This window comes from Microbacterium gorillae (genome assembly GCF_000826185.2).
GTDB classification, from domain to species: Bacteria; Actinomycetota; Actinomycetes; order Actinomycetales; family Microbacteriaceae; genus Microbacterium; species Microbacterium gorillae.
Genome location: NZ_LN648872.1, coordinates 200,748 through 225,541, shown reverse-complemented (window position 1 = coordinate 225,541; position 24,794 = coordinate 200,748). Strand labels below are relative to the sequence as shown.

Annotated in this window: 19 protein-coding genes, 1 tRNA gene and 1 other RNA gene; 13 read left to right on the top strand and 8 right to left on the bottom strand. The window is 69.7% G+C overall.

Translation table 11 applies throughout. From position 1 onward, the window contains the following. Positions 1-76: 76 nt before the first annotated feature. The 6 genes from BN1193_RS02985 to ffs form a co-directional block, all read right to left on the bottom strand. A complete protein-coding gene (locus BN1193_RS02985; protein ID WP_052460367.1) occupies positions 77-1,468 on the bottom strand; it encodes an HNH endonuclease signature motif containing protein in 1,392 nt (463 codons plus the stop codon). A gap of 338 nt (positions 1,469-1,806) precedes the next feature. Further along, positions 1,807-4,320 (bottom strand): glycoside hydrolase family 65 protein, encoded by a 2,514-nt coding sequence (locus BN1193_RS02980; RefSeq protein WP_040163920.1) that lies wholly within the window; start codon positions 4,318-4,320, stop codon positions 1,807-1,809. Between the two features lie 51 nt (positions 4,321-4,371). Then, positions 4,372-5,097 carry an HAD family hydrolase gene (locus tag BN1193_RS02975; protein WP_040163919.1) on the bottom strand — a complete coding sequence of 242 codons (726 nt, stop codon included), beginning with the start codon at positions 5,095-5,097 and terminating at the stop codon, positions 4,372-4,374. Between the two features lie 98 nt (positions 5,098-5,195). Further along, on the bottom strand, positions 5,196-6,422 hold the full coding sequence (locus BN1193_RS02970; protein ID WP_040163917.1) for an acetate/propionate family kinase: 1,227 nt from the start codon (positions 6,420-6,422) through the stop codon (positions 5,196-5,198). Positions 6,423-6,459: 37 nt separating this feature from the next. Beyond that, a complete protein-coding gene (gene pta, locus BN1193_RS02965) occupies positions 6,460-8,565 on the bottom strand; it encodes a phosphate acetyltransferase (protein ID WP_040163916.1) in 2,106 nt (701 codons plus the stop codon). Positions 8,566-8,636: 71 nt separating this feature from the next. After that, an RNA gene (gene ffs, locus BN1193_RS02960) (signal recognition particle sRNA small type) lies at positions 8,637-8,733 on the bottom strand. An 86-nt stretch (positions 8,734-8,819) separates the two neighbouring features. Between ffs and BN1193_RS02955 the strand changes: the two genes are divergently transcribed. The 6 genes from BN1193_RS02955 to BN1193_RS02930 all read left to right on the top strand — a co-directional run bounded on the left by BN1193_RS02955 (position 8,820) and on the right by BN1193_RS02930 (position 14,747). Next, entirely contained in the window at positions 8,820-9,821 is a 1,002-nt protein-coding gene (locus BN1193_RS02955) for an AAA family ATPase (RefSeq protein WP_040163915.1), read from the top strand. A gap of 2 nt (positions 9,822-9,823) precedes the next feature. Next, positions 9,824-11,065 carry a DUF58 domain-containing protein gene (locus tag BN1193_RS02950; protein WP_040163914.1) on the top strand — a complete coding sequence of 414 codons (1,242 nt, stop codon included), beginning with the start codon at positions 9,824-9,826 and terminating at the stop codon, positions 11,063-11,065. 40 nt (positions 11,066-11,105) lie between these two features. Then, entirely contained in the window at positions 11,106-13,424 is a 2,319-nt protein-coding gene (locus BN1193_RS02945; protein WP_195907784.1) for a transglutaminaseTgpA domain-containing protein, read from the top strand. A gap of 26 nt (positions 13,425-13,450) precedes the next feature. Then, positions 13,451-13,537, top strand: a tRNA-Ser gene (locus tag BN1193_RS02940). 376 nt (positions 13,538-13,913) lie between these two features. Beyond that, the gene (locus tag BN1193_RS02935) at positions 13,914-14,339 is read left to right on the top strand and encodes a GIY-YIG nuclease family protein (RefSeq protein WP_040163913.1); all 426 of its coding nucleotides are present in this window, start codon (positions 13,914-13,916) and stop codon (positions 14,337-14,339) included. Between the two features lie 24 nt (positions 14,340-14,363). Next, positions 14,364-14,747 carry a DUF1304 domain-containing protein gene (locus BN1193_RS02930; protein WP_040163912.1) on the top strand — a complete coding sequence of 128 codons (384 nt, stop codon included), beginning with the start codon at positions 14,364-14,366 and terminating at the stop codon, positions 14,745-14,747. Between the two features lie 64 nt (positions 14,748-14,811). On the opposite strand, the gene BN1193_RS02925 is transcribed toward BN1193_RS02930, so the two are convergent. Continuing rightward, on the bottom strand, positions 14,812-15,207 hold the full coding sequence (locus BN1193_RS02925) for a YccF domain-containing protein (protein ID WP_040163911.1): 396 nt from the start codon (positions 15,205-15,207) through the stop codon (positions 14,812-14,814). Between the two features lie 151 nt (positions 15,208-15,358). Here BN1193_RS02925 and BN1193_RS02920 point away from each other — a divergent pair, with 151 nt between their 5' ends. Both BN1193_RS02920 and BN1193_RS02915 read left to right on the top strand, forming a co-directional pair. Further along, positions 15,359-15,718, top strand: a complete 360-nt coding sequence (locus BN1193_RS02920) for a PadR family transcriptional regulator (protein WP_040163910.1) — start codon at positions 15,359-15,361, stop codon at positions 15,716-15,718. Then, on the top strand, positions 15,715-17,073 hold the full coding sequence (locus BN1193_RS02915) for a permease prefix domain 1-containing protein (protein WP_141396608.1): 1,359 nt from the start codon (positions 15,715-15,717) through the stop codon (positions 17,071-17,073). The genes BN1193_RS02920 and BN1193_RS02915 overlap by 4 nt, the downstream gene beginning before the upstream one ends. 145 nt (positions 17,074-17,218) lie before the next feature. On the opposite strand, the gene BN1193_RS02910 is transcribed toward BN1193_RS02915, so the two are convergent. Beyond that, the gene (locus BN1193_RS02910; RefSeq protein WP_094770235.1) at positions 17,219-17,857 is read right to left on the bottom strand and encodes an NADPH-dependent F420 reductase; all 639 of its coding nucleotides are present in this window, start codon (positions 17,855-17,857) and stop codon (positions 17,219-17,221) included. Positions 17,858-17,955: 98 nt separating this feature from the next. Between BN1193_RS02910 and BN1193_RS02905 the strand changes: the two genes are divergently transcribed. The 5 genes from BN1193_RS02905 (at position 17,956) to cydC (ending at position 24,474) form a co-directional block, all read left to right on the top strand. Beyond that, positions 17,956-18,585, top strand: coding sequence for a helix-turn-helix transcriptional regulator (locus BN1193_RS02905; protein ID WP_040163907.1), 630 nt, complete (start codon positions 17,956-17,958; stop codon positions 18,583-18,585). Positions 18,586-18,730: 145 nt separating this feature from the next. Further along, positions 18,731-20,143, top strand: coding sequence for a cytochrome ubiquinol oxidase subunit I (locus BN1193_RS02900; RefSeq protein ID WP_040163905.1), 1,413 nt, complete (start codon positions 18,731-18,733; stop codon positions 20,141-20,143). Between the two features lie 12 nt (positions 20,144-20,155). Then, positions 20,156-21,166: a cytochrome d ubiquinol oxidase subunit II gene (gene cydB, locus BN1193_RS02895; protein ID WP_040163903.1), complete on the top strand. Its 1,011-nt coding sequence runs from the start codon at positions 20,156-20,158 to the stop codon at positions 21,164-21,166. 9 nt (positions 21,167-21,175) lie between these two features. Next, positions 21,176-22,819, top strand: a complete 1,644-nt coding sequence (gene cydD / locus BN1193_RS02890; RefSeq protein WP_040163901.1) for a thiol reductant ABC exporter subunit CydD — start codon at positions 21,176-21,178, stop codon at positions 22,817-22,819. Further along, positions 22,816-24,474 (top strand): thiol reductant ABC exporter subunit CydC, encoded by a 1,659-nt coding sequence (gene cydC / locus BN1193_RS02885; RefSeq protein WP_040163899.1) that lies wholly within the window; start codon positions 22,816-22,818, stop codon positions 24,472-24,474. Before cydD ends, cydC begins: the two co-directional genes overlap by 4 nt. Positions 24,475-24,794: the final 320 nt, after the last annotated feature.

The window sequence follows — 24,794 nt, the reverse complement described above, 5'->3', positions numbered from 1 at the left end:
CTCTCGCAGCTGCCGCACTGACAACCCAGCGGCTGGCGCTCGCTCAACGACCGGGAGGGCGTTGTGTTCGAGTGGTTCAGAAGGGTGGTGGGGTGTCGTCGGGGGTGGTGAAGACGACGGTGCGGGGTGGTTTGTCGGTGTAGGTGATGCCGAGGGGGCTGGTCCAGCGGATGAGTCCGCCGGGGAGGTTGTCGGCTCTCCACCTGGTGTGGTGTTTGAGGGTGTGGTGTCTCCGGCAGAAGTGGCCGAGGTTGCTGATCGCCGTCGGCCCACCCAGGGCGGCGTCGATGGTGTGGTCAGCGTCCGAGCGGGTGGCCGGGTACCGGCATCCGGGGAACCGGCAGTGCTCATCCCGAACCCGCAGGATCCGACGTTGGTCGGCGGAGGGCTGATACCGGTCGATCTCCAACACATGCCCCGTCGTCGGGTTCACGAACAGGCGGTCCCATCCCGGCGCGGCCCCGGCGAGCGCACGGGCCGTGTCCGAATCGATCGGACCATGCCCGACCAACTCCGCCACACCAGGAAGACCACCCTCAGGAGGAGCACCCCCTCCCTCGGCCCCGGTGCCGGTGCTGGTGCCGGTGAGGATGCTGGCGGGGATGTTGACCTGCACGTGTGCACGGATGGTGGCCAGGCCGTCGCCGGCGGTGGTGGGGTCGGTGGTCAGCAGGAGGTCGGCGAACACGTCGGCTTGGATCTGCGCCAACGTCCGCTCATCCCGCACCCCATCCCCACCCGAGCCCCCACCGGAGCCGGGGTCCGTGGGGTGGTTTTTGATGCGGCGGGCGTACCGGTGCAGGCGGTCGGCGATGCCGTGGGCCTGCACGGTGGGCAGGTGGGCGTACAGGTCGCTCATCCCGTCCGCCCCGTCCCTCACCTCCACACACCGCGCCGCGCGGGCGGCCTGGTGACGTTCGTCGATGCTGTCGGTGCGGGCCGCTTCGGCATCCATCACGATGCGATGCCGCAACCGTCCCGCCGACTCGTGTTCCGCGATCGTCACCGAGGACGCTTCGAACTGCCCCCGGGCGGTGTCATCACTGATCGGGCACCCGGCATCCATGATGGCCCGCACATGCGCCCAACTGATCCGCCCACCCGCCAGCGCGGCATGAGCGGCGGGGAACCGGTTCACCAGCTCCCAAGCATCCGAGATCCGAGACTGCACCGTCCGGTCACTCACCCGCAGGGCCGCCCCCACCTCCGCTGACAGGTCACGGATCGCCAGGTCGCGATCCCGCACCCGGGTCGGGGAGTCGGCGGTCATCTCCTCCGCGAGCTCGGACACCGCCGACAGCACACTCGCCTGCCGCGCCTGAACCCCCGCCAGCTGAGCCGCCAGAGCGACCGCCGCGTCAACCAGGGCCCGACGCCGCGCATCAAACCCCACCGGAACAGACCCATCCGACCGGTCCGGCTGGTCCGGTCGGTCGGGTTCGTCGGGTGCTTCGCCATCGAATGCCATACCCACATTCTCCCACGAAATGGGAACATAACTACGAAACTCAGTACGGAGACGGCCCGTGACACCCGAGCCCTGCGCGCCAGATCTCACCCCCGAGCCGGCCACCACACCCGATCACCGATGACCGCCCAGCCGCCCCGTCAAAACCACCCCACAACGCATTCCACCCGTAAAGAATGGCGCAGAAACGCGACCCGCGCCGAATTACGGGACCATCCGCGGAATCCGCCCATATCCAGCGCTCTGAACCGGATCACGCCGGAAGGAGGCCGAAAACAAAACTCTCGACTCGAATAACTATTCGATAGGGAAGCGACAGATCCGCGGACCCCGCGGTCTCACTCCCCCGAGGGCTCGTCCTCCACGAGTGGGACGGATCCGGTGACCACCGGCAACGTGGAGGTCGAGGTCGGCACCGACGCCGTGACGACACTGCCGTCGTCGCGACGCGTGTCGGTGATGTCACGCACCGACGGACGGCCCGCGAGCGCCGGACCCTGACCGTCCAGCGCGACGACCGCGTCCGAATCGACCGACGCCGTCAGGCGCTGCCCGCGCACCGCGAACGACACCGGTTCTCCGGAGCGGACGTGCACGCGCAGCTGATCCGGAGTCACGGTGACCTCGAGCATGGACCCGTGCCACTGCAGCGGGAACACCAGCTCGGGCCAGCCGTCCGGCAGACGCGGGTCGAAGGTGAGCTCACCGTAGTAGTCGCGCATTCCTCCGAAGCCGGACACCAGCGCCGTCCACACGCCGCCCGCTGACGCGACGTGCACACCGTCGGAGGCGTTGTTGTGCAGGTCTTCGAGGTCCACGTTCAGGGCGTGCAGGAAGTACTCCATCGCGAGATCGCGGTAGCCGACCTCGGCCGCGAGGATGGACTGCACGACCGCGGACAGCGTGGAGTCCCCCGTGGTGAGCGGGTCGTAGTAGTCGAAGTCGGCCAGCTTCTCCTCGTCGGTGAAGTGGTTGCCCTGCAGGAACAGCGCGAGCACGACATCCGCCTGCTTCAGCACCTGGAACCGGTAGATCACCAGAGGGTGGAAGTTCAGCAGCAGCGGACGCTGCTCCGGCGGCGTGTTCTCCAGGTCCCACACCTCACGGGAGAGGAACGCGTCATCCTGCGGGTGGATGCCCGACGCCTCGGAGTACGGAATGTGCATCGCGTCGGCGGCGGCGTCCCACCCCGCGGCCTCCTCGACGGTGACACCCAGTCGCGACGCCATCACCCGGAAGGCCTCGGGGTCGTCCGCCGCGAACTCGCGGATCGTCCGCGCCGCGAAGCGCAGGTTGAATCGCGCCATCACGTTCGTGAAGAGGTTGTCGTTGACGACGGTGGTGTACTCGTCCGGCCCCGTCACGCCGTGGATGTGGAACGATTCCTCCCCGTTCGTCCGCCAGAACCCGAGGGTCGCCCACAGGCGAGCCGTCTCCACCGCGATGTCGACGCCTTCACGCCGGAGGAAGTCGATGTCCCCCGTCGCCCGGACGTACTTCGCCAGGGCGTAGGTGATGTCGGCGTTGATGTGGTACTGCGCGGTGCCGGCGGCGTAGTAGGCCGACGCCTCCTCACCGCTGATCGTGCGCCAGGGGAACAGCGCGCCGCCCTCGTTCAGCGCACGAGCGCGCGTGCGCGCGGCCGGCAGCATCATCGAGCGCATGCGCAGCGCGTTGCGCGCCCACTGCGGCGAGGTGTAGGTCAGGAACGGCAGGACGTAGATCTCGGTGTCCCAGAAGTAGTGCCCGCTGTAGCCCGAGCCCGTGAGTCCCTTCGCCGGGACACCGGCGGCGTCGGCCCGCGCGGACGCCTGCGCGAGCTGGAACAGACACCAGCGCGTGGCCTGCTGGATGTCGTCGTGGCCGGTGATGCGCACGTCCGACCGCTCCCAGAACGCGTCGAGGAACTCGCGCTGCGCCGTGAACTGCTTCGCCACGCCCTCGGCCTGCACGCGGTCCAGCGTGCGGCGTCCGCGGTCGACGAGCTCGCGCGGAGGAACCCCGTGCGAGGTGTGGTACGCCACGACCTTGGTCAGGGTGATCGGCACACCCGCGCGGGCGCGGACGCGGTACACGCTCTTGGCGATGTCCCCCTCGACGAGCCCGCGTGCGGAGAAGTCGTTCTCCGTCTCCAACTCGTGGTCGGCCACCACGGCGATCGTCATTCCCGACTCGGTGACACGGTACGCCAGCGCCATCCGACCGTGCTCGTCGCGCCAGTACTCCTCCGGGTTCAGGACCCGCTCCGCGATGCGCTCGGTCTTGCGCGGGTCGAACGCCGCGCCATCGCCGGGCGCCGCCCCGCCATAGACGTCCTCGCCGTCCTGCCGGTTGACGACCTGACTGGAGATCGCGACCGGCACGTCCGCGTCCTCGACCGTGACGGTGAGGCGCTGGACGGTGAGGTGGCGGTCGGTGAAGGAGACCAGGCGTTCGAGGTCCACCCGCACGTGCACGCCGGCGGGGGTGCGCCAGCGGACGTGGCGCCGGAACACGCCGTCGCGGAAGTCGAGCTCACGCTGGTACTCCAGCAGTTCCGAGACGTCCAGGGCGAGCGGCTCATCGTCGACGTACACGCGCATGACCTTCGCGTCCGGAACGTTCACGATGGTCTGACCGGTCTCGGCGAACCCGTACGCCTGTTCCGCGTGCCGGATCGGCCAGGTCTCGTGGAAGCCGTTGATGAACGTGCCGTGCTCGTCGGCGCGGCGTCCCTCGGGGTGGTTTCCGCGCAGGCCGATGTAGCCGTTGGCGACGGTGAACAGCGTCTCCGTCAGCCCGGCGTCGACGTCGGAGGGGTGGGTCTCGATGAGACGCCACGGGTCAACGGGAAAGCGGTCGCGATCAAGCATGGGCAGGCCTTCGTGGAGAAGTTCGGTGTGGGGGGCGTTGGGTTGGGAAAGTCAGGCGAGGAAGTCGGCGAGGTCGTCCACGACGACGGTCGCACCCGCGTGCCGCAGGACGTCGGCTCCGGCACCGCGGTCGACACCGACGACGAGGCCGAAGGCCCCGGCGGCGGCGGACTGCACGCCGCTGACGGCGTCCTCGATGGCGGCAGCGCGTTCGGGTGCGACGCCGAGCTCTGCGGCACCGCGCAGGAAAACGTCCGGCGCGGGTTTGGACGGCAGGTGGTCGCGCTCGGCCACCACGCCGTCCACCACGACGGTGAACCGGTCGGCGATGCCCGCCGCGTCCAGCACCTCCCGGGCGTTCTTGGAGCTGGACACCACGGCCAACGGCACGCCCTGTCCGCCGAGCACATCCAGCAGTGCGATCGACCCCGGGTAGGGTTCGATGCCCTCGTCGCGGAGGATGCGGGTGAACACCACGTTCTTCCGGTTCCCGATGCCGCACACGGTGTCCGCGGACACGTCGTCGGACGGATCCCCCCAGGGCACCTCCACGTCACGCGAGCGCAGCACGGCGGCGACGCCGTCGTAGCGCTTCTTGCCGTCGACGTAGGTGAAGTAGTCCTCGCTGGTGTACGGGGGCTGCAGATCCCAGTCGGCGAAGAGCTCATCGAACATGGTCTGCCAGGCGTGCATGTGCACGGCCGCCGTCGGCGTCAGCACGCCGTCGAGGTCGAACAGCACCGCGCTGTACTCGGACAGATCGGGCAAGCCTGCCACTGCGCCTCCGTGTCGGGAATCCGGATGTGACTTCGTGCCACTCCACGAGCGTAATCGCCCGAGGGGACGGACACCACCGGAGCCCGACGGATGCCGTGTCATCCGACCGCGCGCAGCGTCTGACGCGCGATCTCCAGTTCCTCGTTCGTCGGGACCACGAGCACGGTGACTGGAGAATCGTCCGCGGAGATGATCCGGGTTCCACCCCCGCGAGCCTCATTGCGCTGCGGGTCCAGGCGGATGCCCGCCCACTCCATCCCGAACAGCGCCGCCGCGCGCACGGGTGCGGCGTTCTCGCCCACCCCGGCCGTGAACGAGACCACGTCCACGCCGCCGAGTACGGCGAGATAGGCACCGAGGTAGTGCCGCAGCCGGTGCACGTAAACGTCGAACGCCAGCGTCGCGGCGCGCTCACCCCGGCTGCGTCCGTCCAGCACGTCGCGCATGTCCGCGTGGCCGGCGAGTCCGAGAAGCCCCGATCGCTTGTTCAGCAGCGCGTCCAGATCGTCGATGGACATCTCGTGCCGCCGGGCGAGTTGGAACAGCACGGCCGGGTCGATGTCTCCTGACCGGGTGCCCATCACGAGTCCTTCGAGCGGAGTGAACCCCATCGAGGTGTCCACCGAGACGCCGCCGTCGATGGCGCAGGCGGAGGCACCGTTGCCGAGGTGGAAGACGATCTGCTTCAGCTCGGTGGTGTCCCGCGTCAGGAACGCGGCCGCGGTCTCGCTGACGTACTTGTGGCTCGTGCCGTGAAAACCGTAGCGACGGATGCGGTGCCGCTCGGCGAGGTCGTGATCGATCGCGTACGTGTACGCCGAGGGCGCGAGAGTCTGGTGGAACGCGGTGTCGAACACGGCGACGTGCGGGACCGTCGGGAACGCCTTCTTCGCGGCGATGATGCCGGACACGGCGCCGGGGTTGTGCAGCGGCGCGAGCATCGACAGGTCGTCGATGTTGATCTCGACGAGCGGCGTGATCACCGTCGGCTCGAAGAAGCGCGCGCCGCCGTGCACCACGCGGTGGCCGACCGCCACGGGCGGGTCCTCCGCGAGCGCCGGGCCGTAGATCGCGAACGCGTCGAGCATCGCCTGGAAGCCGGCGCTGTGGTCCGGGATCGGCAGTTGCCGCTCGTGCGTCGTGCTCGCGATGGCGGGGGCGACCTCGCCGGGTGCGGTGTGGCGGAACACGGTGTGCTTGCTCACGCCGAGCGGTTCGCCGATGCGCTCCACGAGTCCGGATGCGAGTTCGATCTCGCCGTCCATCTCCAGGAGCTGGTACTTGAAGGAGCTGGACCCGCTGTTGATGACCAGAACCGCGCTCATGAGGTGGCCTCCGCGGGCGTCGGGATTCGGGACACGCTCACTCCCCCTGGGCCTGGATCGCGGTGATCGCGACGGTGTTGACGATGTCCTGCACCAGGGCACCGCGGGACAGGTCGTTGATCGGCTTGTTGAGCCCCTGCAGGACCGGTCCGATCGCGACCGCGCCCGCGGAGCGCTGCACCGCTTTGTACGTGTTGTTGCCGGTGTTCAGGTCCGGGAAGATGAACACCGTCGCCTTGCCGGCGACATCGGAGCCGGGCATCTTCGCGGCGGCGACGGCCGCGTCGGCCGCGGCGTCGTACTGGATCGGACCCTCCACCGCGAGCTGCGGAGCGCGCTCACGCACGAGTGCCGTCGCTGCCCGCACCTTGTCCACGTCCGCGCCGGATCCGGACTCCCCCGTCGAGTACGACAGCATCGCCACGCGCGGGTCGATGTCGAACTGCGCCGCCGTCGCCGCTGAGGAGATCGCGATGTCGGCGAGCTGCTCGCTGGACGGGTCCGGGATCACGGCGCAGTCGCCGTAGACGAGCACGCGGTCCGCGAGCGCCATGAGGAAGACGCTGGAGACGACGGAGGTGTCCGGACGCGTCTTGATGATCTCGAACGCCGGCCGAATCGTGTGCGCGGTCGTGTGCGCGGCGCCGGAGACCATGCCGTCGGCCAGGCCGAGGTGGACCATCATCGTGCCGAAGTAGGACACGTCGGTGACGGTGTCGGCCGCGCGTTCCACCGTCATCCCCTTGTGCGCCCGCAGCCGGGTGTACTCCTTCGCGAACCTGTCGACGAGCTCGGGGTCGAACGGGCTGAGCACCTGGGCGTCGGCGAGATCGACGCCCAGTTCCGTGGCGCGCGAGCGCACCACCTCAGGGTCACCGAGGATCGTGAGGTCCGCCACTCCGCGCGCGAGGAGGGTGTCCGCCGCGCGCAGGATCCGATCGTCCTCGCCCTCCGGCAGCACGATCCGCTTCCGATCCGCCCGGGCGCGCTCGATCAGGCCGTATTCGAACATCAGCGGCGTCACCACGCTCGTGTGGGCGATGCCGACGACGTCCGCGAACACCGTGGGGTCGATGTGCCGACCGAACAGCGCCAGCGCCCGGTCGTACCGGCGGCGGGAGTCGGAGGCGATGCGACCGCGCGCCGACATGACCCGGACCGCCGTCTCGTAGGTGCCGAGGTCGGTCGCGATGATCGGCAGCGTCGAGGACAACCCGTCGATCAGCCGCGTGATGTCCTCCGGCAGGGGGAACGGACCGTTCAGGATGATCGCGGACAGCCGCGGAAAGGTGCCCGATGCGTTGGCGAGGAGCGTCGCCAGCAGCACGTCAGTGCGATCCGCGGCGATCACGACGGCGGCCTCCTCGGACAGCCGCGGCAGCACGTTGACCATGGACATGCCGGCGACGACCACCGAGAGCACCTCACGCGTGACCAGTTCCGGGTCCCCGCCCACGAGCGTCCCGTCGACGGCGCGCATGATCCCCCGGACGGACGGGGCGACCAGCGCGCGGTCCTCCGGGATCGCCCACACGGGCGTGTCCGGCGTGATCGCGGCGACGGCCGCGACGATCTCATCCAGGTGCTCCGCGTCGGCACGGTTGACGATCGTGGCGAGCAGGTGCGCGCGGCCATGCGCGAGCTCGGTCAGCGCCGTGGTCGCGGTCGCGACGATCTCCGCCGGCGTTCGCGACGTGGTAGTGCCCAGCTGCTCGCCCTGGTCCAGCTGCGAGCGTCCGCCGAGGACGAGCAGCACGGGAGCGCCGAGGTTCGCGGCGATGCGGGCGTTGTAGCCGAGCTCGGTGGGGCTGGCGATGTCGGTGTAGTCCGAGCCGAGCACGACGACCGCGTCACAGGCGGCTTCCACCGCTTTGAAGCGCTGCACGATCGTGGCGAGCGCCGCCTCCGGGTCCGCGCGCACGTCGTCATAGGTGACACCGCGGCACTGGTCGTAGTCGAGGTCCACGCCGTCCAGGTCCAGCAGCATCTCGAGGATGTCGTCACGCTCGGTGGCCGAGCGGGTGATGGGGCGGAAGACCCCCACCCGGGGTGTGGACCGGGACAGCAGATCGAGCGCACCGAGCGCGATCGCGGACTTGCCGGAGTGACCTTCGGCGGACGTGATGTAGATGCTCTTCGCCACGGCCCCAGCCTAGGCCCGCGTCCCGGCGGCAGTCCGGGACGACGGCCGTGGGAAAACGCCGTCCGGGCAAAAGAAAAGACCCTCCGCGCACCCGACAGAGCCTGGTTACCCTTGCTACGTTTCCGTCCTGGGGGAGTTGGCCTGGGTGTCGCCACGCGGAGAGCCGTCGAACAGTCTAGCAAGACCCCGGCCGTGCTCGGACCGGGGCGGGTTAGTGTGGACGGATCGACACCGCCGTCACCGGGAGGACAGCCGTGCAAGAACCGTCAGCGCAGCCGGAGCAGAGCATCACTGCAGAGGCCTTCAGCGAGGCGATCCGCGACCTCACCGGCGCCATCGAGCAGGTCATCGACGGCAAGCGCGGGGCCATCAACGCCGCGCTGGTGTGCCTCCTGGCCGAGGGACACCTCCTGCTGGAGGACGTTCCCGGCGTCGGCAAGACGATGCTGGCGCGCGCACTCGGTGCGTCCATGCACGCCGACGTGCGGCGTATTCAGTTCACGCCGGATCTGCTCCCCGGCGACATCACGGGCGTGTCGGTGTACGCGCCGCAGACGGGCCAGTTCGAATTCAAACCGGGAGCCGTGTTCGCCAACGTGGTGATCGCCGATGAGATCAACCGGGCCTCCCCCAAAACCCAGTCCGCCCTGCTGGAGGCGATGGAGGAACGCCAGGTCACCGCGGACGGCCGCACCCACCCGCTGCCGGATCCGTTCGTGGTCGTCGCCACGCAGAACCCGCTCGAGATGGAGGGGACGTATCCGCTGCCGGAAGCGCAGCGCGACCGCTTCATGATGCGCCTGTCGATGGGCTATCCGGACCTGGACGCGGAGCGCGAGATGCTGCGGCAGCGCGACCACGACAATCCCCTGACACGCGTCCGTCCGGTGCTCGGCGCGGCCGACATCCGCGCGCTGATCTCCTATGCCCGACGCGTCCACGTCTCCCCCCTCGTCGAGGAGTACGCGGTCCTACTGGCGCGCCGAACCCGCGAACATCCCGATCTGCGCCTCGGCGCGAGCCCCCGCGCGACCCTGCAGCTGGTGCGCGCCGCGAAGGTGTGGGCGGCCATCGACGGCCGCGACTTCGTGATCCCGGACGATCTCACCGACCTGCTCGAACCGGTCTTCGCCCACCGCCTGAGCGCCACGAGGACCTCTGCGGCGACGCGCGGCCGCGGCGGGACGGACGTCGTCTCCCACGTCCTGGAGCGCATCGTCGAATCGGTGCCGGTGCCGATCGCGACCCACGGCTGACCATGCGTCGCCGGTGGCCGCTCACCCTTCGCGGCACCCTCTCGCTGGTGCTGGCGTTCGTGGTGCTGGTCGTGTCCGCGCGGACCGGACTGATCCCGCTCGCGATCGCCGGCGTCGCCCTGCTGGTGCTGCCCGTGCTCGGGTTGGCGACGCTGTGGTGGGGACGCGGATCGGTCACGATCGCGCGCCGCATCCGGAGCACATCACCCTCCGTGGGCGATGAGGTCCCGGTCGACCTGCGTGTGAGCACGACGGTGGGCCTCGCGGCCGGAACCGCGCGCTGGGTCGACGGCCATGACGAGGGCTTCGGCGGCGCGGCATCGGGCGCTTTCCGCGGTGGCGAGCGGCTCGTCGGGCAGCAGACGTTCTCTGCGGGCTACGAGGTGACCGCTCGTCGGCGCGGCGTGCACGCCCTCGGCCCGCTCACGATCATCACCGAGGACGCGTTCGGACTGAGCCGGCGCGTGTCGGTCTACGGGGAACCGCTCATGGTGACGATCGCACCGGCCGTGGTCGAGCTCGTCGGTCTGCCGATGCGCGCCGCGGAGGCCAGCGGAGCGCTCAACTCCACGACCTCCCGCCTCGGCGAAGGCATGGACAACCTCATCGCCCGCCCGTACGCCGCCGGCGACTCGATGCGCCGCATCCACTGGCGCGCGACGGCTCACCACGGGGAGCTGATGGTGCGCCAGGAGGAGCGGGAGACGGCTCCGGAGGCGACGGTCGTGCTGGACTGCTCCGAGGCGCACTGGGATGCGGCCGCGCGCGCGTCTCCCGGCTCGGACCCGGAGTTCGAGGCGGCGGTCTCGCTGACGGCGTCGGCCGCGATCCGCCTCCTGCGCGACGGGTATCGCGTGCGCGTCCTGGATGCCGGTGGCGCAGCGTTCGTCCCCTTGCTGGCGGTCGAGGACGACGTCCCGGACATGCTGCTGACCCTGTCCACCGTCCGCGCGCACGGTGGCGCGGGTGCCGCGGAGCTTCGCACGGTGATCAGCGGCGCCGCACGTGGGCCGGTCATCCTCATCGTCGGGCGCATGGCCGAGGCGGACCGCGACGCCGTGGCTCGACTCGCCGGCGCCTCCGGGCTGCCCGTCCTGATCTCGGCCGGTATGCGCACCGCCGAACTGGCCCCGTTCCGCGCGCACGGTTGGCGTGTCGGAGCGTGCGCGCCGGCCGATCCGGACGGCGTTGCGAACGCCTGGGAGTCCGCCCGAACAGACGAGGGTCTCGATGACGCCCCGTGAACCCCGTGCCGCGACGACGCACCGTGAGACGGAATCCGCAATGACGTACCGCGAGCCCCGTGCCGCGACGACGCACCGTGAGACCGCCGCCGCGACGACGCGCCATGAGCCCGGTGCCGCGACGACACGCCGTCGCCCCCGGCCGGACGGACGCATCGCCGCGCTCACGGCGCTCGCGGTGAGCGTCTCGATCGCGCCGCTCACGACGGTTCTCAGCGGGGGCGGCTGGGAGCCGGTGACCGTGATCGCCATCGTCCTGGTCATCGTGGTCGGCTACCTGCTGCGCCGCACCCGGTTGCCACGCATCCTCGTCCCCATCGCGCAGCTCCTCTCGGTCGCCGCGCTGCTGATGCTGCTCTCCGGCGGGACGACCACGCTGTTCGGGGTGATCCCCACACCGCAGACGCTGCCGCTGTTCAGCGGCTACGCCACCGAGGCGGTGCAGCAGATCCGCGCCGGGGTCGCCCCCCTCGCGCCGACGCCCGCCCTGACCACGATGCTGGTGGCGGCGTTCGGCGTTCTGGCGGTCGCCATCGACGCGGTCACCGCCGTGGCACGCCTGCCCCTGGCGGCCGGCGCTCTCCTGGCCGTCGTGTGCTCGATCCCCGCGGTGTTCATCCCGGGGCCGACCGCCGGAGTTTCCGTGGTGGTCATCATGGTGCTCGCGCTGCTGATGGCGCGACGCGGCACCGTCGTGCGGGCCGAGGCCGACGACCCCGACCGAGTGCGCCGCGGCGGCACCCTGACGGCGGTGGTCACCGGAACCGTCGCTCTGCTGGTCGCGGTTCTGATCGCTCCGGCCGTTCCCGGGGGCACCGCGGCGGGAACCGGGTTCGCCCGATTCACCACGGTGGACGCCAGCCTCGATCTCGGCCGTGACCTGCGCCGGCCGGACGCGACACCGGTCCTGACCTTTCGGTCCGATCTGACCAGCGCGCCCTACCTTCGCCTGACCACCGTCACGGATTTCACCGGTCGCCAGTGGCAGCCCGATGAGTCCGACAAGACGGCGCTGGGCGTCCTCGCCCTGCCGGTGGACGGCGCCGACCACGTGTCCGCCCAGGCGCACGTCGGGACCGTCGAGGTCGGCGATCTGAGTTCGCAGTGGGCACCGGTACCGTACGCCGCCACCGCGGTGACGGGGATCTCCGGTGCTTGGCTGGCGCGCGGTGACAGCCGCACGATCTCGTCCGAGACTTCGGACGCGTCCGGCCAGCACTACGGGGTCGACTTTCTGACGTTGACACCGACCCTCGAGCAGATCGAAGCCGCCCCGGCCACGCGCTCCGGCGTGGGCGCGGATCCCGCGGTGTCGGCCATCCCGGCGGAGACCCCGCGAATCATCGCTGACACGGCCGCCGAGGTCACGTCCTCGGGCAAGACGGACTACGACAAACTCATCCTGCTGCAGTCCTGGTTCCGCGACGATTTCCAGTACTCCCTGACGGCGCCCATCGACGATGGCTTCGACGGCACCGGAATTGCGGCGATGGTGGCGTTCCTGCAGAAGCGCGAAGGCTACTGCGTGCACTTCGCCAGCACGTTCACGCTGATGGCTCGGACGCTCGGCATGCCCGCACGTGTCGTGGTCGGCTTCCTTCCCGGGGAGGCGACGAACGACAAGGTCGACGATCAGACGGTGTACCAGGTCACCAGCGACCAGCTGCACGCCTGGCCGGAGGTGTACTTCACGGGCATCGGGTGGGTGCCCTTCGAGCCCACCGCGACGCTCGGCACGCCGACGGCCTTCACCCCCGCGACCAACAGCACGGCCGGCCCGGAGCCGACGACCGGCCCGGCACCGGCACCGACGCGGTCGGTGAAGGACGACGCCGCGAACAACCCGCAGCCGACCGCGGGCTCCGGCACGGAGTCCGGCACCGTTTCTCCCGTCGTGTGGATCGTCCCTCTGGTCCTGCTCGGACTGGCGCTGCTGGCTCTCGTTCCGGCTCTTGCGCGCATCGCGATCCGCGCACGCCGGCGCGCCCGCGCCCGCGCCGGTGATGCGGTGTCCGCCTGGCGCGAGGTCCTCGCACAGGCACTGGACCTCGGTCTCGGCGTCACCTCCGCCGAGACGCCGCGGGCGTTCGCCGAGCGCATGTCGGAGCGCCGCGAGACCGCGACCGCACCGCTGCGGACCCTGGCCACAGCGGTGGAGCGCACGAGCTACGCCCACCCGGACGCGGATCGCCCACGGGTCGATCTGACCGCCGAGATGGACGCGGTGCGCGCCGCCTGGAGGACGATGGTCGATCCCGCGGATCGGCGACGGGCCTTCCTCCTGCCCCGCTCCCTGTTCCGGCGACCGCTGGGCGTGGATACCGCCGAGGCGTCACGAGCACCCTCTCGCACAGGGTAGGATTCTTGATGGCCCTTCGCGGCCGAGGAGAATTCGCCTAGTGGCCTATGGCGCACGCTTGGAAAGCGTGTTGGGTGTGAAAGCCCTCGGGGGTTCGAATCCCCCATTCTCCGCAGCGAGAGCCCCTGGTGCACACCGGGGGCTCTTTTGCGTCCCCGCCTCGTCCGCGTCACGGCGGCGGGAATGCGATGCCGCGGCTCACGAGGCGCGTGCGGGACCCAGCACCGTAGACGGGGGTCCCGCACGTCCCGCCGTGGGATCGGGCGGGAGAACATCGCCGACACCCAAGACAGGGTGGGGGATTCGACGATCCGTTCATCCGACACCTAATCATGGTCGGCAGATTCTTTCGCCGACTGATGTCGTATTTCCTCGCCAATGGTCAGGGAATGGCAGAAATGTCCCCCGAATGCCGGAAATCGGCATCTCCGACGGCCGAGCGGGAGAACTCGCGAAGCCGATGTCGGCACCCGACGCTACCCTCTCCGGGTGCCCCCTTCCACCGACGACCGCTCGCCGTGCCGACTGTGTGGGGCGACTACCGCCATCCGCACGCCGGACGGCCCGGCCTGCAGAGTCTGCGGTTGGCGGGTCGGCGACGCCCCTGATCCGGACCTCCCCCTCCCCCGCGTCGATGTCGTGTACTACCTGCGCTACGCGACGCGCGTCAAGATCGGCACATCCGGCACCCCGCGACGACGGCTCGCCGCGATCCGGCACGAGGAGCTGTTGGCGTTCGAACTCGGTGACCGTTCGGTCGAACAGCGCCGTCACCGCGAATTCGCCGCTCTGCGCGAGGGCGGCGAGTGGTTCGCCCTCACCGAGCCGCTGACCACGCACATCGCACGCCTGCGCGGAGACCGCGATCCGTGGCACGACTACGCCCGCTGGTTCGCCGACGCCCTGTGCCGCTGACCGTTCCGGAACTATGTTCAATACATGCTCGGCATCGGATTGATCTTCGCGGCGCTGGCCGCGGCGCTGCATGTGGCGATCTTCGTAATGGAGTCGTTCACGTGGACATCGCCACGCACGCGCCGCGTCTTCGGACTTCGACCGGAGCAGGCCGAGGCCACTGAGGAGATGGCATTCAATCAGGGCTTCTACAACCTGTTCCTCGCGGTGGTCACCGTGATCGGTCTGATCCTCGCCGCGCTGGGCCTGTTCTACCCGGGCGTCGCGCTCATGCTCGCGGGGACCGGTTCCATGCTGGCCGCAGCCCTCGTGCTCTTCTTCTCCGCGCCGGCCAAGCGCCGGGCCGCCGTCACACAGGGCGCCCTTCCCCTCATCGCGGTCGTCTGCACCGCCGCCGCGATCGTCTGACGCGCGTTCTCACTTCTCCGCGAACGGACCCCGACGCGTCGGCACGATCACGCACCCAGCACCCTCAGTTCTCCGCGAAAGGACCCCGACGAGTCGGAACGATGTCCTTGCCGAGCGGCATGAGCGAGACCGGGACCAGCTTGAAGTCGGCGATCGCCATCGGAATGCCGATGATCGTCACCGCCAGCGCGATCCCCGAGACGATGTGCGCGATCGCCAGCCACCACCCGGCGAGCACGACCCAGATGACATTGCCGAGGGCCGCCCCGAGCCCTGCCTTCGGCTTGCTGACGATCTCGCGTCCGAAGGGCCACAACGCGTAGACGCCGATGCGGAACGACGCGATCGCCCACGGGATCGTGACGATCGGGATGCACAGCAGCACGCCCGCCAGCATGTAGCCGAGGAACAGAACCCAGCCGGAGAGGATGACCCAGATGACATTGAGGATGAAGCGCACGGCCCCATGATGACATGCGAGGACCGCCGAGCGGCCGGACCGACGCCAGCCTGCGAGTGCGCCGGGAACGGTTTGCGGATGTTGACGAGGATGGTCCGTGGGACATACCTTGTGGTTCTAGGTACATAGCACCACAAGGGTTGGAGACCACATGCAGGTCGGCAAGGATCTGGTCGCGGCGACCGCGACACCCCTCGTGCTCGGCATCCTGGCGGAAGGCGAGTCGTACGGCTACGCGATCCTGCAGCGGATCGCCGAGCTGTCGGACGGAGAGCTGCAATGGAGCGACGGCATGCTCTATCCGCTGTTGCACCGCCTCGAACGGCTGGGCCACGTCGAGTCCGGGTGGCAGATCGCCGACACCGGCCGGCGGCGCAAGCTGTACCGCCTGAGCCCCAGCGGCCAGGCGTTGCTCGGTGAGCAGAGCGCGCAGTGGGAGATCGTCACGAAGGCCCTCTCCCGCGTCTGGCATGACGGTGGATCACCGCTGGTGGCGGGAATGGGGGCATGAGCATGGCGACCGTTGACCCGCAGGTCGAAGCGTCCATCACCGCGTGGCGGACCGACGTGAGCCGCACACCGGCAATCCGCGCGGACGACGTCGCGGAGCTGGAGAGCCACCTCCGCGACCAGATGGACGCGCTGATGACGTCCGGGCTGTCCGCGGCCGAGGCGTTCACCATCGCCCGTGGTCGGATCGGCTCCGCGAGCGCCGTCTCCTCGGAGTACGCACGCGAGCACGGCGACCGACTGTGGGGGCAGCTGCCGGCAGCGGCCGAGGAATCGCTGCCCTGGCGCGACCGGTTCCTGCCGGCTCTGGTGATCGGCGTTGTCGCCGCGCTCATCCTGCGCCTCCTCGCCCTGATGGACACCGGCTTCCTCGAGGGGACGTTCCTGGTGCGCATCGCACCGGTCGTGCTGGCCGCCGCGGTGGCCACCTACTTCCTGATCCGTCGACGGCCGCGACCGATGATCATCGTCGCGACCGTCGTGCTCCTGGCGCTACCGGCGGCCTTCGCCCTGGGCTACCCGTTCCAGATGCGCGGGGACAGCGTGATCGTGGCCTTCCTGCACCAGCCGGTGGCGCTGTGGCTGGCGGTCGGGCTCGCATACGTCGGCGATGACTGGCGCGAAGCGCGCCCACGAATGGATTTCATCCGATTCAGTGGCGAGTGGTTCATCTACTGCACGCTGATGGCACTCGGCATGGGCGTCCTGGCCGGCATCACCCTCATCGTGTTCAGCGTGCTGGGCGTCGACATCGCCGATGTGATCGGCCCGTGGGCGGCGGCGGTCTTCATCGGCATCGCGCCACTGGTCGCGGCCTGGCTCGTGGAGACGAAGAAGGGCGTCCTGGAGAACATCGCTCCGGTACTCGCGAAGATCTTCACCCCATTGTTCACGCTCCTGCTCGGCGGCATCCTGATCGCCGTCCTCGTGCAGGCCGGAACCGTGGCGGGATCGCGCGAGCTGCTCCTGGTCATCGACGTCCTGCTGCTGGTGGTCATCGGGCTCGTGCTCTACACGCAGTCCGCGCGCGATCCGCAGGCACCGGCCGGATGGTTCGACCGCTTGCAACTGGTCATGGTGGCCCTCGCCCTGCTCGTGGACGCGTTCGTCCTGATCGTGATGTTCGTCCGCGCCGGTGACGACTACGGCTTCACCGCGAACCGCGTCGCCGCGCTCGGAGTGAACATCGTGCTGCTGGTGAACCTCGCCGGCGCCGGATGGTTCATGCTGCGACTGGCGACCAGACACGGCCGCTTCACCGCCCTGGAGCGCTGGCAGACCGGCTACCTGCCGGTGTACCTGAGCTGGGCCCTGTTCGCGATCATCGTGCTGCCTCCGGTGTTCGGCTTCGCCTGATTCCCGTGCACCTGGGCTGAGTCACCGCCACGCCGGCTGGGCACGGCTCGCGATCATCACGCTGCCGCCCGTGTTCGGCCGAGTCACATCCACCTCGGCCGGGCACGGCTGGCGATCATCACGCTGCCACCGGTGTTCGGCTGAGTCACCGCCCGAGCCGCGTGCGCAGGGCGTCCGCCCCGAGAACGGCCCCGAACACCGGGCCGGTGGGCTCCAGCACGCGGCTCTCGGCGAGGGTCCCGGCGTAGACCGGGTCGAATCCGAGGCGGTCGACCAGGGACGACACCTCCGCGAGTGCGTTCGCGTCGTCGCCCGCGACGCCGATCGCGATGCGGTGCGGCGAGCCGGACGGACGGGCGTTCGCCTGAAGGTCCCGGAACGCGACGTGGTTGAACGCCTTGACCACGCGCGCCCCGGGCAGGTGCGCCTGCACCAACGTCGAGGTGGGGTGGGTGGGGTCGTCGAGGTCCGCACGCTCCCCGTCCGATTCCGGCCAGTAGTTCATCGCGTCGATCACGATCCGCCCGACGAACGGAACGGGATCGATCTCGGTGTATTCACCCAGCGGCATACACAGGGCGACGAGGTCGGCAGCGGCGGCGTCCTCGGTCCGGACCGCCTCGGCTCCGGGAGCGTACAGCGCCGCGGGTCGGCGCACGCGCACCGGCTCCCCCGACCCGGACACGCGGGCGTGCAGGCCGGACGCGATCGCCAACCGTGCCAGCGTCAGCCCGACGCGGCCGGCGCCGACGACGCCCAGCGTCCGCACCTCGTCCCTCACCACACCGCCACGCTATCGGCCTCGTGGCGCCTCCATGGGACGGCTCGGGCACGCGCGCGACATTCCGCGCAGCGACCACGTTTTTCTGAGAGGATGGGGCCATGGCCGCCCCCCACGGTTACAGCCCCATCTCCAGCGAGTCCCGCGTGCGAATCCTCGCGATGCTGCTCGAACGCGCCGACCGCACGATCGACGAGCTCACCGAAGCCACCGGGCTGCATCCGAATACGGTCCGCGAGCATCTGCAACGGCTCATCGAGAGCGGCTTCGTCCTGCAGTCCATCGAGCACCGCACCACCCGCGGACGGCCGCGCACGCTGTACCGTGCCGCGACCGGTGGTGACGGCTCCTCCAGCCCGGTGATCCGACGCAAGGCGACGGAAGCCGCAGAGCGCGGCGACATGATGCGACGCATCATGCCGGAAACGATCCCCGACGGCCTCGACGCCGACGAGCTGCATCAGCTCGACGCCGTCGTCGAGCATCTCGAGGAGAGCGGGTTCGATCCCGTGGTCGATGAGGTCGAGCTCACGGTCGACCTCAGCCCGTGCCAGCACGCCGCAGCGAGCGGACCGAACGGTACCCGGTGCAGCGTTCATCTGTCGCTGCTTCGCAGCGTGCTCACCGAAGTCGGCGGGCCCCTGGACGTCGGCGAGATGCGCCCGGCGTGCGACCCGACGGACTGCGTGATCCAGCTCATGCGTCGAAAGCCCGACGAGATCGCCTCGTAGCGGGGCTGGGCCGCGCGGCGATTCCGCGCTGACCAGGGGCGGGAGTTATTCACGGCTCCCGCCGCGAAACGTGCACCGGCCACGTGAATACCGTGGTCGATGAGCGTGGGGAGACACGCCCGCGCACGACACGGAGGTCGTTCCCATGGAACTGCTCGATCCGCTGGCGTTAGCGCGCTGGCAATTCGGTCTCACGACCGTCTACCACTACCTGTTCGTCCCCTTCACGATCGGTCTGTGCCTGGTCACGGCCATCTTCCAGACCGCGTGGGTACGGACGGCCGATGTGCGCTGGCTGCACCTCACGCGCCTGTTCGGGAAGATCTTCCTGATCAACTTCGCCATGGGCGTCGTGACCGGCATCGTCCAGGAGTTCCAGTTCGGGATGAACTGGTCTGACTACTCCCGCTTCGTCGGCGACGTCTTCGGTGCGCCGCTGGCCTTCGAGGGCCTGCTCGCCTTCTTCTTCGAAGCGACCTTCATCGGCCTGTGGATCTTCGGCTGGAACCGTCTGCCGCAGAAGATCCATCTGCTGACCATCTGGGCCACCTCGATCGGCACCATCCTCTCGGCGTACTTCATCATCGCCGCCAACGCGTTCATGCAGAACCCGGTCGGCTACGAGTACAACGCGCAGTCCGGTCGCGCCGAGCTGATCGACTTCGGCGCGCTGCTGATGAACAAGGTCGCTCTGTCCGCCTTCCCGCACACGCTCTTCGGTGCCCTGATGTTCGCGATGGGCATCGTCATCGCGGTGTCCGCGTGGCACATGAAGCGCAACAACCACTACGAGACGTTCCGCAAGAGCCTCCGCTTCGGCATGTGGGGCATGCTCGTCGCCCTCGTCGGCGTGTTCCTCAGCGGTGACTCACTGAGCCTTGCGATGGTCCAGACCCAGCCGATGAAGATGGCCGCCGCCGAAGCGATGTTCAACTCCGCCTGCGGATCCGACGCCTCCTTCTCGCTGTTCACGCTCGGCACCCCGGACGGCAGCCACGAGCTGTTCTCGGTCCGTGTTCCCTTCCTCCTGGCGTTCCTGTCCACCCACGACATCAACGGCTGCGTCGAGGGCATCAACGACCTGAACGCGCAGTACGCGACGCAGTTCGCCGGCACCGGTCTGACCGACTTCGCCCCCGTCCTGTGGGTGACCTACTGGGCCTTCCGCTGGATGATCCTCCTCGGCGTCGTCTCCGCCGTCATCGCCGCGTACGGCCTCTGGGCCACGCGCCGCAAGGCGAAGTACGAAGTCCGCACCTGGATGTGGAACCTGGCGATCTGGTCGGTTCCGGCTACCCTGCTGGCGAACCTCGTCGGCTGGGTGTTCGCGGAGATGGGTCGTCAGCCCTGGCTCGTGTTCGGGTTGATGACGACCCGGGACGGCGTCTCCCCGAACGTCTCCGGACTCGAGGTGCTGATCTCCCTGATCGCCTTCACCGCGATCTACGCCGCCCTCGCGGTGGTCGAGTTCCGCCTCATCATCAAGGCCGCGCAGAAGGGCATCGACCCGGACGAGACACCGTCCGAGGACAAGCCCGTCGAGTCGGTCGTCTACTAAGGGGTACGCATCATGGATCTCAACACTCTCTGGTTCTGGATCGTCGCCTTCTTCTTCGTCGGATACTTCGTCCTGGACGGCTTCGATTTCGGCGTGGGCATGTCCCTCCCCTTCCTCGGCAAGGACGACATCTCCCGCCGGCAGATCATCAACACCATCGGCCCGATCTGGGACCTCAACGAGACCTGGGTCATCGTCGCCGGTGCGTGCCTGTTCGCGTCGTTCCCGGAGTGGTACGCGTCGCTGTTCAGCGGCTTCTACCTCGCGCTGCTGCTGATCCTGCTGGCGCTCATCCTCCGCGGCGTCTCGTTCGAGTACCGCCACCAGCGCGACAGCGTGAAGTGGAAGTCCGGCTTCGACTGGATGATCGTGATCGGCTCGGCCGTTCCGGCGCTGCTGTGGGGCGTGGCGTTCGCCAACATCGTGCAGGGTGTGCCGCTGGATGCGGACCACAACTTCACCGGCACGCTGTTCACGCTGCTGAACCCGTACGCGCTGCTCGGTGGCCTCACCACCCTGCTGCTGTTCTTCACGCACGGCGTCATGTTCGTCGCGATGAAGACGGACGGACAGCTCCGTCTGGACGCCCGCAAGCTTGCGCTGCGGTCCGGGCTCGCGACGATCGTCGTGGCCGCGGCGTTCCTCGTCTGGACGCTGGTCGCGCACTTCTCGATCGCCGGGCTCATCCTCTGCGCGCTCGCCGCGGTCTCCCTCATCGCGTCCGTGCTGATGAACTACAAGGACAAGGAGGGCTGGGCGTTCTCGCTCGGCGCCGCCACCATCGTGTTCGCGGTGACCGGCCTGTTCGCCTCCCTGTTCCCGAACGTGCTGCCCTCCTCGACCGACCCGGCCAACAGCCTGAACATCTACAACGCGTCGTCCACGGACTACACGCTGCAGATCATGACGTGGCTCGCGGTCATCGCGATTCCGGTCGTGCTGGTCTACCAGGGCTGGACGTACTGGGTGTTCCGCAAGCGCGTCACGCGGTCCTCGATCGAGAAAGCGGTTCAGGCCCACTGAGCCTTTCTGATGCCTGAGAAGAGGACCCGTACGGGACCGGTCGACCCTCGACTGCTGCGGTACGCCCGCAGCAGTCGGGGGTTCTTCCTGGCCGCCGGCGCGCTGAGCGTGGCCCGGGTGGCGGCGACCATCGCGTTCGCGTGGCTGCTGACCGCGGCGATCACCGGGGTGCTGGATCGCACCGACGGGCTCGCGCGCACCCTGATGTGGCTGGGCGTTGTGGTGCTCGTCCGCGCCGCGCTGGTGTGGGCCGACGAGCGCGTCGCCGCGGGGGCGGCCTCCCGCGTCGGGTCCGAGCTGCGCCTGGCGCTGCTGGCGGCGATCCGTCGCCTGGGTCCGTCCTGGCTGGCCCGGCGGAACTCATCCGCGCTCACCGTGACGGCCGGTCACGGACTGGAGGCTCTGGACGTCTACGTCGGGCGCTTCCTTCCGCAACTGGTCGCGACCGTGATCATCACCCCGGTTCTGCTGGTCGTGATGTGGGGGCAGGACTGGATCAGCGGTCTCACCGCCGTGATCTGTCTGCCGTTGATCCCGCTGTTCATGGCCCTGATCGGCCTGGCCACGCGGAGCGTCCAGCAGAAGCAGTGGCGCACGCTGCAGCGCCTCGCCACGCGGTTCGCGGACACCGTGTCCGGTCTCGGGACGCTCCGGCTGTTCGGCCGCGAGCGCAAGGCCGTCGCGTCGGTCGAGTCCATCTCGGACGGTTACCGCCGGGAGACCATGACCGTGCTGCGCATCACGTTCGTGTCCGGCTTCATGCTGGAGTTCCTGGCGTCGATCTCCGTGGCCATCATCGCGGTGTCCATCGGCCTGAGGATGCTGAACGGCGAGATGGCGCTGTCCGTCGGGCTGTTCGTGCTGCTGCTGGCCCCCGAGGCGTTCTTCCCGGTGCGCCAGGTGGGCGTGCAGTTCCACGCCGCCACCGAGGGGCTCGCCGCGACCGCCGACGTCTTCTCGGTGCTGGATGAGGCCGCCGCGGTCTCCCCCGCCGACGATGCCGTCGCCGGTACCCCGGAGGGGCCGGGCGTTCTCGCTCTCATCGACGTCCGCGTGCAGCGGGATGAGCCGCTGCCACCGGTGTCGTTCACCGCCCGGCCGGGGACCGTCACCGTGCTGCGCGGACCGTCCGGAGCCGGCAAGTCCAGCGTCGTGGCGGCGCTGCGTCGTGCCGCGGAGTTCACCGGCACCGCCACGCTCGACGGCATCGACCTGCGCCACCTCTCCCCCGCATCCTGGCTGGCCTGGGCCGACCAGCGTCCGGGACTCATCGCCGGGACGGTCGCCGCGAACGTCGCGCTCGGTGACGATGCTCCGGCGGCGGACGACGTCGCCTGGGCCTTGCGAACGGCATGCTCGGACGCGGATCCGGACCGGGAGTTGGGCGCCCAGGGCGCCGGGCTGAGCGGCGGGCAGGCGCAGCGGGTGGCCGTGGCGCGCGCGCTGTACCGGCACCGCCGCGGGGCTGCACGGGTCATCGTGCTCGACGAGCCGTCCAGCGCGCTGGACGCGCACACCGAGGCGCGGCTGTGGCGGGAGCTGCGCGGCGTCGCCGATCGCGGCGCGACCGTGGTGGTCGTGTCGCACCGTTCCACCGCCGAATCGATCGCCGACGACGTCGTCCTCGTCGCCGGCGCGGAGGCCCGTTCATGACCACCACGCGCGACGTCCTTCGCACCGCACAGCCCCCGCTGCGGCGGTTCGCGGTCGGCGCCCTCTGGGGGCTGGCTTCCGCAGTCGGGGCGGTCGCGCTGCTTTCGGCGAGCGGGTGGCTCATCGTCACCGCGTCGTTCGCGACGTCGCTGGTGGCGCTGAACGTCGCGATCGTCGGCGTCCGCTTCTTCGCCATCTCCCGCGCCGTGTTCCGGTACCTCGAGCGCGTCAGCGGCCACGACGCGGCGCTGCGCCAGCTCGCCGTGACGCGCGGGGACCTGGTGCGACGGCTCGTGCCGCTGGCGCCGGACGGCATCTCGCGCACCGACCGCGGCTCAGTGCTGTCCACCCTCGTCGACGACGTCGAAGAGTTGCAGAACCTGCCGCTGCGGGTCGTGCAGCCGGTGGTCGTCGGTGTGCTGACGTCGATCGTCGCGGTGATCGCGATCTCGATCATCGCCCCGGCGGCCGGGCTCACGCTGGCGGTCTGCCTGGTGCTCGCGGCCGGTGCCGCGGCGCTGTGGGGCTGGCTCGCCGGGTCGCAGGCGGAGCGTTCCGTCGCGCCGGCCCGGGCGGCCCTGACGAGTGCGCTGGCGGACTACATCGGCAGTTTCGACGTGCTGGCCGCGTATGGCGCGGAGCCGGCGGCGCGGGATCGGGTGCGTGCGGCCGATGCCTCGCTGCGCCGCCATGTGACGCGCGCCACGAGTGCGCAGGGGGTGTCCTCCGCCGTGGTGTCGCTGCTGGCCGGGGTCGCGTCCATCGCGGCGGTCGCGGTGTGTGCGCCGTCCGTCGTGTCCGGGGAATCGGGCGCACTGATGGCGGTGGCGGCGCTCGTGCCGCTGGCGGTGTTCGAGGTGTTCGGTGCGGTGCCGCTGGCCGCGGCATCGTGGCGTCGCGTGCATGCGTCGGCGGAGCGCATCGCGGACGCCCTCCCGGCCGAGGTCCCCGATGAGCTGGTCGCGGACGATGTCGAAGCGGCGCCGAGTCGGCCGACGTTCGGCGACGGGCTGCGGCTTCGTGATGTGCACGCCGCGTGGCCGGGTGGGCGGGACACGCTGCGCGGGCTGGATCTCGATGTCCGGCCGGGCGAGCGGATCCTCATCACCGGTGCCTCCGGGGCCGGCAAGTCGACGCTCGCTCACGTGCTCGTCCGGTTCCTGCAGGCGCGGGGGTCGTACACACTCGGCGGCGTCGACGTGCACGGGCTGTCCGGCGCTGACGTTCGACTCGCGGTCGGGATGAGCGAGCAGCAGCCGATGCTGTTCGATGAGGACATCCGCCAGAATCTGCTGTTCGCCCGTGATGATGCGGACGACGCCGAGCTGGAGGCGGTGCTGGAACGAGTGGGGCTCGGCGACTGGCTGCGGCGCCGTGGTGGGCTGGACGCCCGGGTCGGCGAGGCCGGCGCGCTGGTGTCGGGTGGGCAAGCGCAGCGGTTGTCGTTGGCCCGAGTGCTGCTGCACGATGTGGACGTGCTGGTACTGGATGAGCCGACGGCGGGCATCGATCCGGCGCGGTCGGACGCACTGCTGACCGACATGCTCACCGCGGTGCCGGACCGGGCCGTGGTGCTCATCAGCCATATCGCGGTTCCGCCCGGTCTCGTGGACCGCTCGTACCGGTTGGAGGACGGACGCCTGGTCGCGATCTGAAGGCAGCGCACCTCTTCCGCCGCTCCGCCGCGGGGCCCTGGCAGTTGGGCGATCGTCGGCAGGACGAAGCGTTGGTCCGTGGGTGGCGGGGGGGTGCGCGTGTCGTGTTCCAGCGTTGTCGCGTGCTTTCGGCTTAAGACGACACGGGTTGTCGGGGCGGTTGGGTTCATCTGTCGGCGCGCGGATCTTGGGATGGTTGCGTCTTGTGCGCTCGGGATGCGGTCGGTGCGTTCCGTTCGGCGCTGCGGGCTCCGGCGGGAGTGGGTTTTCGGCTTAAGACCGGCCGTCACGGATCGGCTCTCGTCGCCGGGTCGCGTTCG